We start from the raw sequence: 15,206 nt of genomic DNA, 5'->3' as shown, positions 1-15,206 counted from the left end.
TTGCGGATATGGTGCCCAGGAGAAGACTTGAACTTCCACGACCGTAAGGCCACTAGCACCTGAAGCTAGCGCGTCTACCAATTCCGCCACCTGGGCAAACAACGGTATGCTCCGTTGAGGACGCGCACTATAGTGATTTGCCCAGGGGGTGTCAAACCTTTTTGTGGCAATTTGTGCCACCCCGAACAGGGGCTCGGCAGAGGGCTTGAAATTCGGGGAAAGTGAGGGCGCTGAAGTGTTAAATCGAGTCGGGATTCGACCCCTAAATCGCTTATACTGCCGACGATGTGCAATATCCCAGGTGGCAAGGCTGCCCCAGGCATTCGCCGCTCCAACCGCGCGTCTGTGCTATTCGTAGCATGTGTGATCTGTAGTGACAGACGCGAGCCATTGCAACCACTCATACCACTGCGCCGGACGCATGCCGGGGCCGCCGAGACAACGCGGTCTATCGCAGAACAATGGAAGCTGTTTTGAACCAGGAAAACCCCAATTCTCCCTCCCAACCCGCCAATCTGGACGACCCTCATGCGGAGCGCGAGGCGGAAAAATACGAAAAACCCATCCCCAGCCGTGAATTCCTGCTGGACCTGCTGGAGCAGCAGCCCGGGCCGGTGGCCTGGGAAGCGGTGGCCGATCTGCTCAGCCTTGAAGACGAAGACCGTCGCGAGGGCGTACGCCGCCGCTTGATCGCCATGTCCCGCGACGGCCAGATCGCCAGTAACCGCGCCGGTGATTTCGGTGTGCTCGACAAAATGAGCCTGGTACGCGGCCATGTGATCGGTCATCGCGACGGCTTCGGTTTCGTGTCGCCCGGTGACGGCAGTGACGACCTGTTCCTGTCCCACCGCCAGATGCGCAAGGTGTTCGATGGCGACGAGGTGCTGGTGCGGGAAACCCCCGGCGGCTACCGCGGCAAACGCGAAGGTGCGGTGGTGCGGGTGATCAAGCACAACACCCACCAGCTTGCCGGTCGCCTGTACCGGGAGGACGGCATCTGTTTCGTGCGCCCGGATAACCCCCGTCTGACCCTCGACGTGATGGTGCCGGAAGGCAAGTGCGCTGATGCGCAAAGCGGCCAGTATGTCGTGGTCGATATCACCCTGCAGCCGGGTCGCAATAACCTGCCCCAGGGGGAAGTAGCGGAAGTGCTCGGCGACCACCTGGCGCCGGGAATGGAAATCGACGTCGCCATTCGCAACTACGGCATTCCTCACAGCTGGCCGGCGGCGCTGCAGGCCGAGGTGGAGACCATTGCCGACGAGGTGCTGGAGGAGGACAAGAAAGCCCGTATCGACCTGCGCCCGTTGCCGCTGGTTACCATCGACGGTGAAGACGCGCGGGATTTCGACGATGCGGTTTTCTGTGAGCTGTTGCCCGATGGCAGCTGGAAGCTGCTGGTGGCCATCGCCGACGTGTCCCACTATGTTCAGGTGGGCAGTTCGCTGGATGTGGAAGCGCATCAGCGCGGGAACTCGGTGTATTTCCCCGACTTTGTCGTACCCATGCTGCCGGAAAAACTGTCCAACGGTCTCTGTTCCCTGAACCCGGAAGTCGATCGCCTGTGCATGGTGTGCGAAATGCGTATCGACGAGTCCGGCAATATTCTCGACTACCAGTTCTTCGAAGGCGTGATGCGCAGTCACGCGCGCTTTACCTACACCCAGGTGGGGGAAATCGTGGAAGAGCGGGGCAATCGCGACAGTGGCCTGCGCAAGCAGTATGCCGCGCTGACCCCGCATCTCGACAACCTGCACGACCTCTACCGGGCGCTACGCGGTGCGCGGGACCGCCGCGGCGCAATCGATTTCGAGACCACCGAAACCCGCATTCTGTTCGACGCGCAGCGCAAGATCGATCGCATCGTACCGGTGGTGCGCAACGACGCACACAAAATGATCGAGGAGTGCATGCTGGCGGCCAACGTGTGTGCCGCACAGTTGATGGAGCTGGCGGAGCTGCCGGCGCTGTACCGGGTGCATGACACGCCCAAGGCGGAGCGGCTGGAAAACCTGCGCGCTTACCTGGGCGAACTCGGTTTGCGCCTGGAAGGTGGCAGCGAGCCCCAGCCCAGTGATTACCAGAGCCTGTTGGCGCAGGTAGAGGGTCGCCCGGATTTCCACATCATCCAGACCATGTTGCTGCGCTCCATGAACCAGGCGGTGTACCAGCCGGAAAACCGCGGCCACTTCGGCCTCGACTACCGGGCTTATGCACACTTCACCTCACCGATCCGCCGCTACCCGGACCTGCTGCTACACCGTGGTCTGCGCTGGCTGATCCGCAATGGCAGCGCCAACGCCAGTGCGGTGGCGAAGAAGGTTCGCCTGGCACCGGGTGCCCACGCAATCGAGCGCGGGCATATCCTGCCCTACAGTCCCGCGGCGATGGTGGAGCTCGGCGAGCACTGCTCGATGACCGAGCGCCGCGCCGATGACGCCACTCGCGATGTGGTCAGCTGGCTGAAATGCGAGTATCTGCAGGATCATGTGGGTGAGGTATACCGCGGCGTGATCAGTGCCGTGACCGGTTTCGGTCTGTTCGTCGAGCTGGACGACCTGTATGTGGAAGGTCTGATCCATGTCACTGCACTGCCCAAGGACTACTACCATTTCGAGCAGGCTCACCAGCGATTGATCGGCGAGCGCAGCGGCGCCCGCTACCACCTGGGTGACCAGGTCACCGTACAGGTTGCGCGGGTGGACCTGGAAGAGCGCAAGGTGGATTTCACCTTTGTGGAGCTGCACCCGCGCCCCAGTTACCAGAATCCCAAGTACCGTAAGCCGAAGGCGCTGAAGCGCAGCGAGGAAAATGTGCAGGAGGAGCGTCCAGTCCCCGAATCCAGACCCGAACCCAAAAAGGCCAAAACAACCAAGTCCGGTGCCGAGTCGACCCGTGTCAGTGGCCGCGCCATGGAGATGGCGGTGGAGTTCCAGCAGGAGCGCAAGCGCAAGCGCAAATCCGACTTCAGCGCGGAAGCGCAAAAAGCGAATCCCTGGGGCGGCGGGCTGAAGAAAAAGGCCGAGGCTGATGTGGATGATGCGCCGCGACCGGTGCGCAGGCGCAAGGTCGGCAGTGACGAAACGGAGGTGGTGCCGCCATCCCGCGAGTTGGTTGCCGACACGACTGAGGATGAATCGCGGGCTGTGGAGCCCGGCGACGGCGAGCCGCGCAAGAAACGCGGGCCGCGCAAAACCCCGCCTCGCAAAGGCGGCAAGCGCCCGGCGGTAGCTGCGCGCAAGGCGGCCCATAAAGCATCCAAGGCAGCGGTTGCGAAAAAGGCGTCGCAGAAGAAGGCGGGTAAGAAACCTGCCAAAAAGAAACCCGGCAAGAAGAAATAATTCGTGGCTCAGCAATTGGTTTACGGCTTGCACGCGGTGCAGGCGTTATTGAAAAGTTCTCCGCAGCAGGTGCAAGAACTGCTGTTGTTGCGTGGGCGCAAGGATCAGAAACTGCAGAAAATTATCCGTCAGGCGGAGCAGAACGAGATCGCCATCCGTTTTGTGGATCGTCGCGCACTGGATGACAAAGTCGGTGACGAGGGCAATCACCAGGGGGTGCTGGCCATCTGTGTCGGTGATACACGGGTGTACGACGAGCAGTTCCTGAAATCCCTGCTGGCGGAGCTGGAAGAGCGTAGCGAAGCCCCCTTTCTGCTGATCCTCGACGGTGTGACGGACCCCCACAATCTCGGTGCCTGCCTGCGCTCCGCGGAGGCCGCCGGGGTACATGCGGTGATCGCGCCCAAGGACAATGCCGCCGGACTCACGCCGACGGCGAGAAAGGTCGCTTGCGGTGCCGCCGAGGTGTTGCCGTTTGTTACCGTCACCAATCTCGCGCGCACCCTGAAAATGCTACAGCAGGCGGGAGTGTGGATTTTCGGTGCCGCCGGCGAAGCGGAGCAGGATATTTATCAATCGTCGCTCACCGGCCCCGTTGCCCTCGTGATGGGGGCGGAAGGCCCCGGCCTGCGGCGCCTCACCCGGGAACATTGCGATCACCTGATCAAGATTCCGATGGCGGGAGAGGTGAGCAGTCTCAATGTTTCTGTTGCCACCGGCGTGTGTTTGTTCGAGGCGGTGCGGCAGCGGGCCAAATAGCCTCGGGATTGCGCAGGCTGAAAGGACATCCGACTGTGTTTTTCTGCTGAGGGAAAGCGGGGCGGGGAGAAAAAATAAAGGGGGCGTGTGCCCCCTGCTAGGTTTTATCCCGTTTGTTTTTCTTGGGTCCCTGTAAATTATTGTTATTATTTCTGGGTTATTTTTGCGACCTTCACTTATCAAGACGTACACGGCTCGCAACCCCTCAAGGAAAATTCGGAATTAACCTGGATTTTCTGCTCTTGCCCTAATGTACCGCTGCGTCTTGCGCAGATTCATCCAATCGCCGCTGCACGATTTCCAGTACGGGATCCGGGTTCCTGATCCAGCTGAGGTGCGGGTTGCCCTTGTGGTAGGTCGCCGGAATCAGGCGAACTTCGCCGCCAACTAGTGCTGCCAGCCGGCGTGTGGCGTTCAGTGGTGCGAAGGGATCGCGTTCGATACACAGGTGCAGAGGTTGGTGTTGTAGGGCGGCCGCTTGCGGGATGCGGGATTCCGGTGTGAAGCGCCCGCGGATAATACCGTTGCCCCAGTCACGCATCAGGGTGGAGGCCTCGCGCCCGCCAAAGCGCAACTGTTTGCCGGGAAAGTAGCCCAGCAGTCGGGTGCTGGCGTGAGCGGCAACCGCGGCTCCCACTACTGCGGCCCGCTTCAGGCCGCGCCAGCTGCGGCTGTCCAGGTGTCCCGCGGCCACGCTGACGACTTGGGCGTTTCCGGTCAGTCCGGCGCGGGCGGCGAGTGTCGCGGTCTGGCCGCCAATACTGTGGCCAAGAACCAGGACCGGATCCTTTCCAAACTCCCCGCGCAGGGCCGCCAGCGCCAGGGGAATCCACTCGAATACCAGGTCGTTGTACCCATAGTCCGCCGCGCGCCCCGGCTGGGGGTGGCTCTCGCCGGTACCTGGCAGCTCACAGATGGCACTGTGGTAGCCCCGCGCCGCCAGGGATTCCATCAGAAGGCTGTACTTGACCGCGGGCACGCCCAGGGCGGGTAGAATCAGTGCCACGGGGTGCTCACCGGGCAGGCGATGCAGGGTGAGGGGGATGTGAAAGTTTCTGAGCTGCAGGTTGTGCACCTGCACCTTGGGGGTGTTTGCGGTCATGGGGCTGCCTGTTTAGCGCTGCAGTGTGGAATATATCCACCGGCATATCGGGTGCCCATGACCAGACCGCTCCCCGGCATGGGCGACTTCGACAGCGGGTGGCGTCAGGGTTTTGATTAGCGAATCGATCAACTTGCAACCAGTTGGTGGTGCGCATAGAATACGCCGCCCGCAATAGGCCCAATGTCGGCCCTGTTGCGTACTCCTTGCCTCACCGGGCAGTCACTGTTTTTCTTGTTTATGGACAGCGGCAAGCCAGGAGGCTGTGTTAACCCGTAAGGAGCAAAAATGCGTCATTACGAAATTGTATTCCTGGTTCACCCGGACCAGAGCGAGCAGGTGCCCGGCATGGTCGAGCGCTACACTGCGACCATCAAAGAAAGCGGTGGCGATGTTCACCGTCTGGAAGACTGGGGCCGCCGCCGTCTGGCTTACCCGATCAACAAAATCCACAAGGCTCACTACATTCTGATGAATGTTGAGTGTACTGAAGAAGCGCTGGCGGAACTGACCACCAACTTCAAGTACAACGATGCGGTGCTGCGTAACCTGGTGATTCGTGAAGACGAAGCCATCACCGAAGAAAGCCCGATCATGAAGGCCGAGAAAGAGTCCCGCGAGCGCAAAGCAGCGCGCGCAGAGCGCTCTGAGCGTCGCGAGCGTGCCGAGAGGGAAGACGATTCCTCCGACGCTGACGAAGCTGAGTCTTCCGACATCAACGAAGACGAAGAGTAAGGGGATAATCAGATGGCACGTTTTTTCCGTCGTCGTAAGTTCTGCCGTTTCACCGCCGAAGGCGTAAAGCGTATCGACTACAAAGATCTCGATACCCTGAAAGCCTACGTTTCTGAAACTGGCAAAATCGTACCGAGCCGTATTACTGGCACCAAAGCCAAGTATCAGCGCCAGCTGGCCACCGCGGTCAAGCGCGCGCGTTACATTGCGCTGCTGCCGTACACGGACAGCCACGAAGCCTAAGCTGCGCTTTGCTTCGTAAGCATTGTTGTAAAAGAGAAGCTATCTAGTGCGCGCCATCGCTGAGTTCGCTATGCGATCGCGCGTGCGGGCGGTGATCCTCACCATGGTGGGAATCCCGCTGATCAGCCCCGCGGTGCTTGCACTGGTGGGGTTGCGCCGCGGCAGTGGCGACGGCCTGTTTGTTCTGGCCTGGGCGTTACTGCCGGTGGTTGCCGCCGCCGGTGCCAGCTATATGTCGCCGCTGATGTCCGGTCTGGCGATCACCCACTTTGTGGCGGTGCTGGCCGCAGCTCTGGTGCTGCGGGCTACCCGGACCTGGAGCTGGGCATTGCTGATGCTCACCGCGGTATCCGCGCTGGGTATTCTGGCGACCTCGCAGGTTGCCGGCGGCGTGGTGGAAAGCCTGCAGCAGGCGGTCAATGAGGCCGCGGGTGGTGCTACCACCCCGGAGGCCCAGCAGTTGAGCCAGGCGTTTGCCAGCGAAACTCAGGCCACCGGTTACCTGACCTGGGTGTCAGTGATCAGCGCCATGTTGGCTCTGATGCTGGGGCGCTGGTGGCAGGCGCTGCTGTATAACCCCGGTGGTTTGCGGGAAGAAATGCACTCCCTGCGCATGCCATTGCCGATCGCGGCTGCTGGCATGCTGTTGTGGGTCTACTGTCTCGTGAATGAGCACTTTGTGTTCTGGGGTGCGGTAGCGGCATTTCCCATCATGGTGGCGGGCATCTGCCTGATTCACTGGATGGTGGCACGCAAGGGCTGGGGGCGCGGACCGCTGATTGCCATGTATGTAATGCTGGTGATTGGGGCGCTGCCGCTGGCAGGCTTTCTGTGCGGCCTGGCACTGATCGATAGCTGGATTGATATTCGCGCGCGCTCGAGCGACGACCGCTGAGCGGCGCACAAGAACTGAAACTGAGGGTTCCGAGATGGAAGTTATTCTGCTCGACAAAGTAGGCAAACTGGGCAACGTGGGCGACCGCGTTGACGTGAAAGCCGGCTTCGGCCGCAACTACCTGCTGCCTACCGGTAAAGCCGTACTGGCCAACGCAGCGAACGTCGCTGAGTTCGAAGCCAAGCGCGCTGAACTGGAAGCTGCCGCTGTAGCCAAGCTGAGTGCCGCTGAAGAGCGCGCTGCCAAGCTGCAAGATCTGGTTGTGACCATCGCTGCCAACGCTGGCGACGAAGGCAAACTGTTCGGCTCTATCGGTACGCGCGACATCGCTGAAGCGATCACCGCTGCTGGCGTTGCCGTAAGCAAGGCTGAAGTGAAGCTGCCGCAAGGCGCTCTGCGCGAAGTTGGTGAGTTCGAAGTCGACGTGCAGCTGCACTCCGACGTGATCACCACCGTTAAGGTTGTTGTAGAAGCTGAATAAGCTTCTGTAACCGCTTTGCGGCAGGCTGGTAAACGGAATTGCCCGTTTGCCGTCTGGGCGCGCTACAATCGGGCGCTGAATTCCCCCTTTCTTGAAAGTCGGGAGTTCAGCGCCTGATTTGTTTTTGGCGACCGCAAACCTGAAAGCCCAGTAAATTTCCCCATGAACGACTACGTCACGTCAGAACAAGAGTCCCAGGAGTCCCAGGCCAGCTCGCCGTTGCCGCATTCGGTTGAAGCGGAGCAGTCGGTGCTGGGTGGTCTGATGCTGGATGCCAGCCGCCTGGACGCTGTGGCGGAACAGCTGAGCGAGTCGGACTTCTTTGTCGCCAGCCACCGGGTCATTTTCGGCGTGATGCTGGCGCTGTCCGGCGGCGAGCAACCGCTGGATATCGTTACCCTCGCCGAGGGCCTTGCCAGCCGCGACCTGCTGGCGGAGATCGGCGGCCCCGCCTATCTGGCGGAACTGGCAGAAAACACCCCCTCAGCAGCCAACATCGTTGCTTACGCCAAGATCGTGCGCGAGCGCTCCATGTTGCGTCAGTTGATCGCCGCGGCGGGAGAGATCAGTCGTACCAGCTTCAATCCCGGTGGCCTGGGCTCTGCAGACCTGCTGCAGATGGCTGAGCGCCGGGTTGCCGAAATCGCCGAGGGCCGCGCCAAAGAGGGCGGCTTTGTCGGTGTCGATGCGCTGCTGAAAAAGACCGTCGAGCGCATCGATGAGCTGTTCAAGTCCGAGGGTGACCTCACGGGGCTCAGCACCGGTCTCACCGAACTGGACCAGCGCACCTCCGGCTGGCAGCCCGGGGAGATGATCATTCTCGCCGCCCGTCCCTCCATGGGTAAAACCGCGCTGGCATTGAATTTCGTCGAAGCGGCCATGCTGAGCCAGGAAAAGCCGACCCTGGTATTCAGCATGGAGATGCCGTCTGACAGCCTGGTGATGCGGATGCTTTCTTCTATCGGCAAGATCGATCAGGGGCGTATCCGCAACGGCAAGTTGCAGGAAGAGGATTGGCCAAAGCTGTCCAGTGCGGTGCAGAAGATGAAGGGCAAGGGCCTGTACATCGATGATACTCCGGGCCTGTCCCCGTCAGAGGTGCGGGCGCGGGTGAAGCGCACGGTACGCGACCATACCAACAAGCTGATGCAGCAGGACCCCAAACTCTCCCGCGAGGAGGCCGAGCGCCGCGCGATGCCGGCCATGGTGATGGTGGACTACCTGCAGCTGATGCAGGTGAAGGGCAGTACCGAGGGGCGTACCCAGGAGATCTCGGAAATTTCCCGCTCTTTGAAAGCCCTGGCGAAAGAATATGAGTGCCCGGTGATTGCGCTGTCGCAGTTGAACCGGGGGGTGGAGCAGCGCCCGAACAAGCGGCCGATGAACTCGGACCTGCGGGAATCCGGTGCGATCGAGCAGGATGCGGACGTGATCCTGTTTATCTACCGCGACGAGTATTACAACGAGGACAGCCCGGACAAGGGTATGGCAGAGCTGATTATCGGCAAGCAGCGTAACGGCGAAATTGGCACCTGCCGCGCGGCGTTTGTGGGTAAGTACACGAGGTTTGATGACCTCGCGCCCGAGTATTACCAGCAAGAACATTAAGTCGATTCGAAAAACTGGCCCCAGCCCCCGGCCTTCAATTCGAATATGTTTACGCTGTAGCTTGGAAGGTCGGGAGCAGGGGCGTGTTACGTCGGGAGCACGAGGTGCTCCCGAACTCGGAGATCAAGGGAAAATTTCAATCGGCGTGCCGGTATTCACCATCGCCCAGATCTCATCCATTTCCGGGTTGGTTACCGCGATACAGCCGTCGGTCCAGTTCATCCGGGTCAGGTATTTTTCGATACCTTTCCAGTGCGGCTTCTGGCCGTGGATCATGATGGCACCGCCGGGATTTTTACCCAGTTTGGCTGCCCGCGCGCGGTCTGCCGCATTCGGGTAGGAAACCTGGATGGCCCGGTAATAGGTGCTGTTTTTCTTTTTCCAGTTGAGGGTGTAGCGACCTTCCGGGGTGCGCGAATCGCCCGCATACTGCTTGTGCCCCTTGGGGTTCTTGCCGAAGACCACCTTGTAGCTTTTCACAACCTTGCCGTTGCGCTTCAGCTGCATCAGGTGCTTGGACTTGTACACCACCACTTCATCAACGGGCTTTACCTTGGCAAACGCCAAAGTCGGCAGCAACATCAGGGCTAACAGAGTCAATTTAATCGTTCGCATGGCTCTCATCGGTAGTTGTGGCAGTGGCTATGAAATTTGTGGTTGAACACTTCGCTTTCGAGCAACCGCACTTCCACTTCCCTGTATCTGGCGGGGGGCATCGGATCTGTGGCGAAATAGATCACCGGCAGAAAAGCAATGTGGTTGCGCAGTTTCGTCCAGTGGCGCAAATATGTTATGACAGCGTTGTCTTTTACTGTCAGCCCGGTCCAACGGCGGGGCTAATATTAGGCAATTGTCCTAACCCGGGCCGTTTATGGCGAAGTGGGTTGTATGAATATCGCTCTGAGTGGTCAATCTATCACCAGTTAGACCACGTTTAAAGAGGCGTCAAAAAAAAGACAGACCAATGTCCAGTGTGAGGAGTTTTCTGTGACCCGGACTTTTTTCGTGACCGGTACCAATACCGAAGTGGGCAAAACCTATGTTTCCGCGGCGTTGTTAAAAGCCGCAGGCGATAGTGGGCTCAATACCGCTGCGGTGAAACCGGTGGCTTCGGGCTGTGAGCAGACCGAGGATGGCCTGCGCAATGTAGATGCCCTGACTTTAATGGACGCGATGACGCAGGAGCTGCCGTATCAACAGGTGAACCCGATTGCACTGGAACCCGCCATCGCACCCCATATCGCCGCTATGGAGGTGGGCAGGCGCCTGGATCCCTCGCGGCTGGTGGGTATCTGCCGGGGAGTGATGAGCGGCGGGGCTGATTTTGTGCTGGTCGAAGGGGCCGGTGGCTGGCGGGTGCCACTGGCGCCGCGGCAGTTCCTGTCCGATTTGCCGCGGGAGCTGGAGCTCCCGGTCATTCTGGTGGTGGGCATGGAGCTCGGTTGTATCAATCACGCGCTGCTGACCGCAGAGGCCATCCGCCGGGATGGTCTGCCGCTGGCGGGGTGGGTGGCCAATTTTATCCGCGGCCCGCAGGCACAGATGCCCAGGGCGGAGGAAAACCTGATGACCCTGCGGACGCTATTGCCGGCGCCGTGTCTCGGGGTCATACCCTTTGATGATTCTGGCGACTACCGCAATGGTGCCGCGCATCTGGACCCTTCGCCGCTGCTATCTTCTTCAGACTGACCTGCAATCTGACTGACCCACAGGCCGGATTCCCGTGTCCGGCTTGACTTGGGGATATCTTGGGCCTAGATTTCAAACATTCGTTTGAAACAAACGCTTGAACCAATTTGTGGGGCTCGCCCCCGCGTCTACACACCTGAGAGGCAAGAGCATGGCCGAGTACAAGGCGCCACTGCGCGAGATGAACTTCCTGCTGCACGAAGTATTTGAAGCGGACAAGCTGTGGGCAAGCATGCCAGCGCTGGCGGAAACCGCCGACCGCGAAACCGCCGATGCGATTCTGGAAGAGATGGCCAAGCTGGCCGCCAACACCCTGGACCCCATTAACCGTACCGGTGATGAAGAAGGCTGTCAGTGGAATGACGGCGTCGTGACCACGCCGCAGGGTTTCCCTGAAGCCTACACCACCTATTGTGAGGGCGGTTGGGGTGCACTGGTGGGCAACCCGGAATTCGGCGGTATGGGCATGCCGAAAATGCTCGGCGCTCAGGTGGAAGAAATGATCTGCGCCGCCAATATCTCCTTTGCCCTGTATCCGGTACTCACCAACGGCGCCTGTCTGGCGATCGACGCCCACGGCAGCGAGGAACTGAAGCAGAAATACCTGCCGAACATGTACGCCGGCACCTGGGCCGGCGCCATGGATCTGACCGAACCCCACGCCGGTACCGACCTCGGCATTATCCGCACCAAGGCGGAGCCGCAGGAAGATGGTAGCTACAGCATTACCGGTAGCAAGATTTTCATTACCGGCGGCGACCACGATCTGTCCGAGAACATCATTCACCTGGTACTGGCCAAGCTGCCTGACGCACCCAAGGGACCGAAAGGTATTTCCCTGTTCCTGGTGCCGAAGATCCTGGTAAACGAAGACGGCAGCCTGGGTGAGCGCAATGGCGTTAGCTGCGGCTCGATCGAACACAAGATGGGCATCAAGGCCTCTGCCACCTGCGCCATGAACTTTGACGGCGCCAAAGGCTGGCTGGTGGGCGAAGTGAACAAAGGCCTCGCGGCTATGTTCACCATGATGAACTACGAGCGTCTGGGTGTGGGTATCCAGGGTCTCGGTGCTTCTGAGCGCTCATACCAGAGCGCCATCGAATACGCCCGTGACCGCGTGCAGAGTCGCTCCCCGGAAGGGGCCAAGCAGCCGGAAAAAGCCGCAGACCCGATCATCGTGCATCCGGATGTACGCCGTATGCTGCTGACCCAGAAGGCCCTGATCGGCGGCGGTCGTGCACTGTCCACCTATGTGGCCAAGTGGCTGGATATTTCCAAGTTTGGTGAGGGTGAAGAAAAGCAGCACGCGGAAGCGATGGTTGCGCTGCTGACACCGGTGGCCAAGGCTTTCTTCACCGATAAGGGCCTGGAGTGCACCGTACTCGGCCAGCAGGTGTTTGGCGGCCACGGCTATATCCGCGAGTGGGGCCAGGAACAGCTGGTGCGCGACGTGCGTATTACCCAGATCTACGAAGGTACCAACGGCATCCAGGCCCTCGACCTGATCGGCCGCAAGACCGTCGCCAACGGCGGCGCTCTGTTCGAGCTGTTTGCGGCCGACGTGCAGACCTTTATCGATGCCAATGCGGACAATGAAGCGCTTGCAGAATACATCCAGCCCCTGGCCACCGAACTGCAACGTCTGAAAGACGTGACCGCAGCGGTATTGGAGGCCGCCAAGCAGGATCCCAATGCGCCCGGTGCCGCATCCGTAGAATATCTGCACCTGTTCGGTTACGTTGCTTACGCCTACATGTGGGCCAAGGTCGTCAGCGTTGCCGCGCCAAAGGCCGCAGCAGACGACTTCTATCGCTCCCAGGTCAAGACCGCGCGCTTCTACTTCGCGCGTCTGTTGCCGATGACCGCCGGCCTTGCCGGTAGCGTACTCGCGGGCAGCGAAACCCTGATGGACCTGGAAGAAGAGCTCTTCTGAGTCCTTCTATAAAAGGCGCTGCAATAGTCAGTGCCCTTTAAAAAAGCCCCGCAGTCGCGGGGCTTTTTTCGTTTTCGGGTCTCTTATAGACTCTGGTGACACAATAAAAATACCAGTGGCCCGATCCATGCCCGAACAAGACCCCCAGACTCCGCTCAAAAAGCTCTCCGATGAAGACCAGGCCAAGGTCGATCACTACCTCAAGACCGGCTATAACGATGTCGAGCGCAAACCCTTTCGCCCCCTGCTGCTGCTGGTGATAATCGTCGGCGTCCTGACGCTGCTGTCCCTGCTGAGTTTGATTATTGCGCGCACCAAAGGGGTAGTCTGAATAGGGAGTGTCACTTTTTCTTGGGGGGCGCTCTCTGGTTGGTGCTGCAATAAGCCGCCACCAATTTTGACTGTCTATTCACGAAAATAAATTCTTCGCCTATGATGCCGGGGTCGCCACCCGGCGGCATGCGTCGCTCGGACGGTTCCGGGCGCTTACGTGAATAGAGGAATTTATGACCAAGGATATGAGTGCGCCTTGCGAGCGCCGTTTCTCCCGTATTGATCGCCTGCCCCCCTACGTTTTCAACATTACCGCCGAACTGAAAATGGCTGCGCGACGGCGCGGCGAAGACATTATCGACTTCAGTATGGGCAACCCCGATGGGCCCACGCCGCAACACATTGTCGACAAGATGTGTACCGTGGCCCAGCGTGAAGACACCCACGGCTACTCCACTTCTCGCGGCATACCCCGCTTGCGTCGGGCGATTGCTCACTGGTACGCAGACCGCTATCAGGTGGAAATTGATCCGGAAGAGGAGGCGGTGGTCACCATCGGCTCCAAAGAGGGGCTGGCGCACCTGATGCTGGCGGTACTCGACCACGGCGACATGGTGCTGGTACCAAACCCGAGCTACCCGATCCATATCTACGGTGCGGTCATTGCCGGCGCCCAGGTGCGTTCGGTGCCGCTGGTGCCCGGTATCGATTTTTTTGCCGAACTGGAGCGGGCCATCACGGAAAGCATTCCGAAACCCAAAATGGTGATTCTCGGCTTCCCCTCCAACCCTACCGCCCAGTGTGTTGAGCTGGATTTTTTCGAGCGGGTAGTGGCACTGGCCAAGCGCTACGGGATTCTTGTGGTGCATGACCTGGCTTACGCGGACATCGTCTACGAAGGTTGGAAGGCACCCTCCATCATGCAGGTAGCCGGCGCCAAAGAGGTGGCGGTGGAATTTTTCACCCTGTCAAAAAGCTACAACATGGCCGGCTGGCGGGTGGGTTTTATGGTGGGTAACCGCGACCTGGTCAACGCCCTCGCGCGCATCAAGAGCTACCACGATTACGGCAGTTTTACCCCGTTACAGGTCGCGGCCATTGCGGCCCTGGAAGGGGATCAGCAGTGTGTGCGGGACATTGCCGAGCAGTACCGCCAGCGCCGCGACACTCTGGTAAAAGGATTGCACGAGGCGGGCTGGATGGTGGATATCCCCAAAGCCTCCATGTACGTGTGGGCGAAAATTCCGCCGGCATATCGAGAAATGGGGTCGCTGGAATTTGCCAAAAAACTGCTGGCGGACGCCAAGGTCTGCGTATCGCCGGGTATCGGCTTCGGTGACTACGGCGATGACTATGTGCGCTTTGCCCTGATCGAAAACCAGAATCGTATCCGTCAGGCGGTGCGCGGTATCAAGGCGATGTTTCGCGCGGACGGCCTGTTGACGGAGCGCAAAGCCGAGGGGAGCGGGGAGAAAGGCGCGAAAAGTCGCTGACCGTTTTGGCGTAATTCATCGACTATCGTAGGAGCCTGCTTGCAGGCGAATGGTTTTTCCCTGGCGGTCCGCATTTTCGCCTGCAGGCAGGCTCCTACAAATAGGGTGATCAAACCCTGTCAATTTCCCAGCTGTTCGACAAGTCGCCACTCGGCAGCAGTGACCGGCTGGATTGACAGGCGCCCCTGTTTTACCAGCACCATCTCTGCCAGCCGAGGATCCTGCTTGATGTCTTTCAGGGATACCGGTCTGGGAAAGGTGCTCTGCCACTGCAGGTCCACGCAGAACCAGCGCGGCTGATCGCTGCTGGCCTTGGGGTCGAAGTATTTGGATTCCGGGTTGAACTGGGCGGGGTCGGGGTAGGCGGCACGGGCCACGCGGGCGGTGCCGACGATGGCGGGTACCTTACAGGCGCTGTGGTAGAAGAATACTCCGTCGCCTATTTGCACTGAGTCCCGCAAAAAATTCCGCGCTTGGTAGTTGCGGATGCCGTCCCAGCGCCCGGTTTGACCGGGTTCACGCTTGAGGTCATCAATACTGTATTCATCCGGTTCCGACTTGAACAGCCAGTAGTGCATTTATCTCTACTCCTCTTCACTCTCTCTCTATTTCCTCGGCATTCCCGTCACTTTCTGCGGCAGTCCGGCGGATTGT

General features: G+C 59.8%; 14 protein-coding genes and 1 tRNA gene. 11 read left to right on the top strand and 4 right to left on the bottom strand.

All coding sequences use genetic code 11. From position 1 onward, the window contains the following. Positions 1-9: 9 nt before the first annotated feature. A tRNA-Leu gene (locus tag PVT68_RS09765) sits at positions 10-96 on the bottom strand. 365 nt (positions 97-461) lie between these two features. Between PVT68_RS09765 and rnr the strand changes: the two genes are divergently transcribed. Next, a complete protein-coding gene (gene rnr, locus PVT68_RS09760) occupies positions 462-3,341 on the top strand; it encodes a ribonuclease R (protein ID WP_280317565.1) in 2,880 nt (959 codons plus the stop codon). 3 nt (positions 3,342-3,344) lie between these two features. After that, positions 3,345-4,100, top strand: a complete 756-nt coding sequence (gene rlmB, locus PVT68_RS09755; protein ID WP_280317564.1) for a 23S rRNA (guanosine(2251)-2'-O)-methyltransferase RlmB — start codon at positions 3,345-3,347, stop codon at positions 4,098-4,100. Positions 4,101-4,347: 247 nt separating this feature from the next. Here rlmB and PVT68_RS09750 read toward each other — a convergent pair whose 3' ends face one another. Beyond that, positions 4,348-5,202, bottom strand: coding sequence for an alpha/beta fold hydrolase (locus tag PVT68_RS09750; protein ID WP_280317562.1), 855 nt, complete (start codon positions 5,200-5,202; stop codon positions 4,348-4,350). A 288-nt stretch (positions 5,203-5,490) separates the two neighbouring features. Between PVT68_RS09750 and rpsF the strand changes: the two genes are divergently transcribed. From rpsF to dnaB, 5 genes are all read left to right on the top strand, one after another. Beyond that, a complete protein-coding gene (gene rpsF / locus PVT68_RS09745; RefSeq protein ID WP_280317560.1) occupies positions 5,491-5,937 on the top strand; it encodes a 30S ribosomal protein S6 in 447 nt (148 codons plus the stop codon). A 12-nt stretch (positions 5,938-5,949) separates the two neighbouring features. Continuing rightward, entirely contained in the window at positions 5,950-6,180 is a 231-nt protein-coding gene (rpsR, locus tag PVT68_RS09740) for a 30S ribosomal protein S18 (RefSeq protein WP_010133305.1), read from the top strand. Between the two features lie 70 nt (positions 6,181-6,250). Continuing rightward, positions 6,251-7,075 carry a hypothetical protein gene (locus PVT68_RS09735; protein ID WP_280317556.1) on the top strand — a complete coding sequence of 275 codons (825 nt, stop codon included), beginning with the start codon at positions 6,251-6,253 and terminating at the stop codon, positions 7,073-7,075. A gap of 34 nt (positions 7,076-7,109) precedes the next feature. Beyond that, positions 7,110-7,556: a 50S ribosomal protein L9 gene (rplI, locus tag PVT68_RS09730; protein ID WP_280317554.1), complete on the top strand. Its 447-nt coding sequence runs from the start codon at positions 7,110-7,112 to the stop codon at positions 7,554-7,556. A 162-nt stretch (positions 7,557-7,718) separates the two neighbouring features. Continuing rightward, complete coding sequence (gene dnaB, locus PVT68_RS09725) at positions 7,719-9,164, top strand: replicative DNA helicase (RefSeq protein WP_280317553.1); 1,446 nt, start codon at positions 7,719-7,721, stop codon at positions 9,162-9,164. Between the two features lie 123 nt (positions 9,165-9,287). Here dnaB and PVT68_RS09720 read toward each other — a convergent pair whose 3' ends face one another. Beyond that, on the bottom strand, positions 9,288-9,779 hold the full coding sequence (locus PVT68_RS09720; protein ID WP_280317551.1) for a L,D-transpeptidase family protein: 492 nt from the start codon (positions 9,777-9,779) through the stop codon (positions 9,288-9,290). Between the two features lie 372 nt (positions 9,780-10,151). On the opposite strand from PVT68_RS09720, the gene bioD reads away from it, so the two are divergent. From bioD to alaC, 4 genes are all read left to right on the top strand, one after another. Further along, entirely contained in the window at positions 10,152-10,853 is a 702-nt protein-coding gene (gene bioD, locus PVT68_RS09715; protein WP_280317549.1) for a dethiobiotin synthase, read from the top strand. 151 nt (positions 10,854-11,004) lie between these two features. After that, positions 11,005-12,786 carry an acyl-CoA dehydrogenase C-terminal domain-containing protein gene (locus PVT68_RS09710; protein ID WP_280317547.1) on the top strand — a complete coding sequence of 594 codons (1,782 nt, stop codon included), beginning with the start codon at positions 11,005-11,007 and terminating at the stop codon, positions 12,784-12,786. Positions 12,787-12,913: 127 nt separating this feature from the next. After that, positions 12,914-13,117 carry a DUF3094 family protein gene (locus PVT68_RS09705; protein WP_280317546.1) on the top strand — a complete coding sequence of 68 codons (204 nt, stop codon included), beginning with the start codon at positions 12,914-12,916 and terminating at the stop codon, positions 13,115-13,117. A gap of 175 nt (positions 13,118-13,292) precedes the next feature. Then, entirely contained in the window at positions 13,293-14,552 is a 1,260-nt protein-coding gene (gene alaC, locus PVT68_RS09700; RefSeq protein ID WP_280317544.1) for an alanine transaminase, read from the top strand. Between the two features lie 119 nt (positions 14,553-14,671). On the opposite strand, the gene PVT68_RS09695 is transcribed toward alaC, so the two are convergent. Next, positions 14,672-15,130: an EVE domain-containing protein gene (locus PVT68_RS09695; RefSeq protein WP_280317541.1), complete on the bottom strand. Its 459-nt coding sequence runs from the start codon at positions 15,128-15,130 to the stop codon at positions 14,672-14,674. Positions 15,131-15,206: the final 76 nt, after the last annotated feature.

It is taken from the genome of Microbulbifer bruguierae, assembly GCF_029869925.1.
In the GTDB taxonomy this organism is placed as follows: Bacteria; Pseudomonadota; Gammaproteobacteria; order Pseudomonadales; family Cellvibrionaceae; genus Microbulbifer; species Microbulbifer bruguierae.
Note: the sequence above shows the minus strand (reverse complement) of the source record. Positions and strands in the feature narration are given on the sequence as shown.

What these genes read in the sequence shown, in the direction of transcription:
- rnr (WP_280317565.1), top strand. Translation starts at nt 462, where the DNA reads ATGGAAGCTGTTTTGAACCAGGAAAACCCCAATTCTCCCTCCCAACCC.
- PVT68_RS09750 (WP_280317562.1), bottom strand. Translation starts at nt 5,202, where the DNA reads ATGACCGCAAACACCCCCAAGGTGCAGGTGCACAACCTGCAGCTCAGA.
- rpsF (WP_280317560.1), top strand. Translation starts at nt 5,491, where the DNA reads ATGCGTCATTACGAAATTGTATTCCTGGTTCACCCGGACCAGAGCGAG.
- rpsR (WP_010133305.1), top strand. Translation starts at nt 5,950, where the DNA reads ATGGCACGTTTTTTCCGTCGTCGTAAGTTCTGCCGTTTCACCGCCGAA.
- PVT68_RS09735 (WP_280317556.1), top strand. Translation starts at nt 6,251, where the DNA reads ATGCGATCGCGCGTGCGGGCGGTGATCCTCACCATGGTGGGAATCCCG.
- rplI (WP_280317554.1), top strand. Translation starts at nt 7,110, where the DNA reads ATGGAAGTTATTCTGCTCGACAAAGTAGGCAAACTGGGCAACGTGGGC.
- dnaB (WP_280317553.1), top strand. Translation starts at nt 7,719, where the DNA reads ATGAACGACTACGTCACGTCAGAACAAGAGTCCCAGGAGTCCCAGGCC.
- PVT68_RS09720 (WP_280317551.1), bottom strand. Translation starts at nt 9,779, where the DNA reads ATGCGAACGATTAAATTGACTCTGTTAGCCCTGATGTTGCTGCCGACT.
- PVT68_RS09710 (WP_280317547.1), top strand. Translation starts at nt 11,005, where the DNA reads ATGGCCGAGTACAAGGCGCCACTGCGCGAGATGAACTTCCTGCTGCAC.
- PVT68_RS09705 (WP_280317546.1), top strand. Translation starts at nt 12,914, where the DNA reads ATGCCCGAACAAGACCCCCAGACTCCGCTCAAAAAGCTCTCCGATGAA.
- alaC (WP_280317544.1), top strand. Translation starts at nt 13,293, where the DNA reads ATGACCAAGGATATGAGTGCGCCTTGCGAGCGCCGTTTCTCCCGTATT.
- PVT68_RS09695 (WP_280317541.1), bottom strand. Translation starts at nt 15,130, where the DNA reads ATGCACTACTGGCTGTTCAAGTCGGAACCGGATGAATACAGTATTGAT.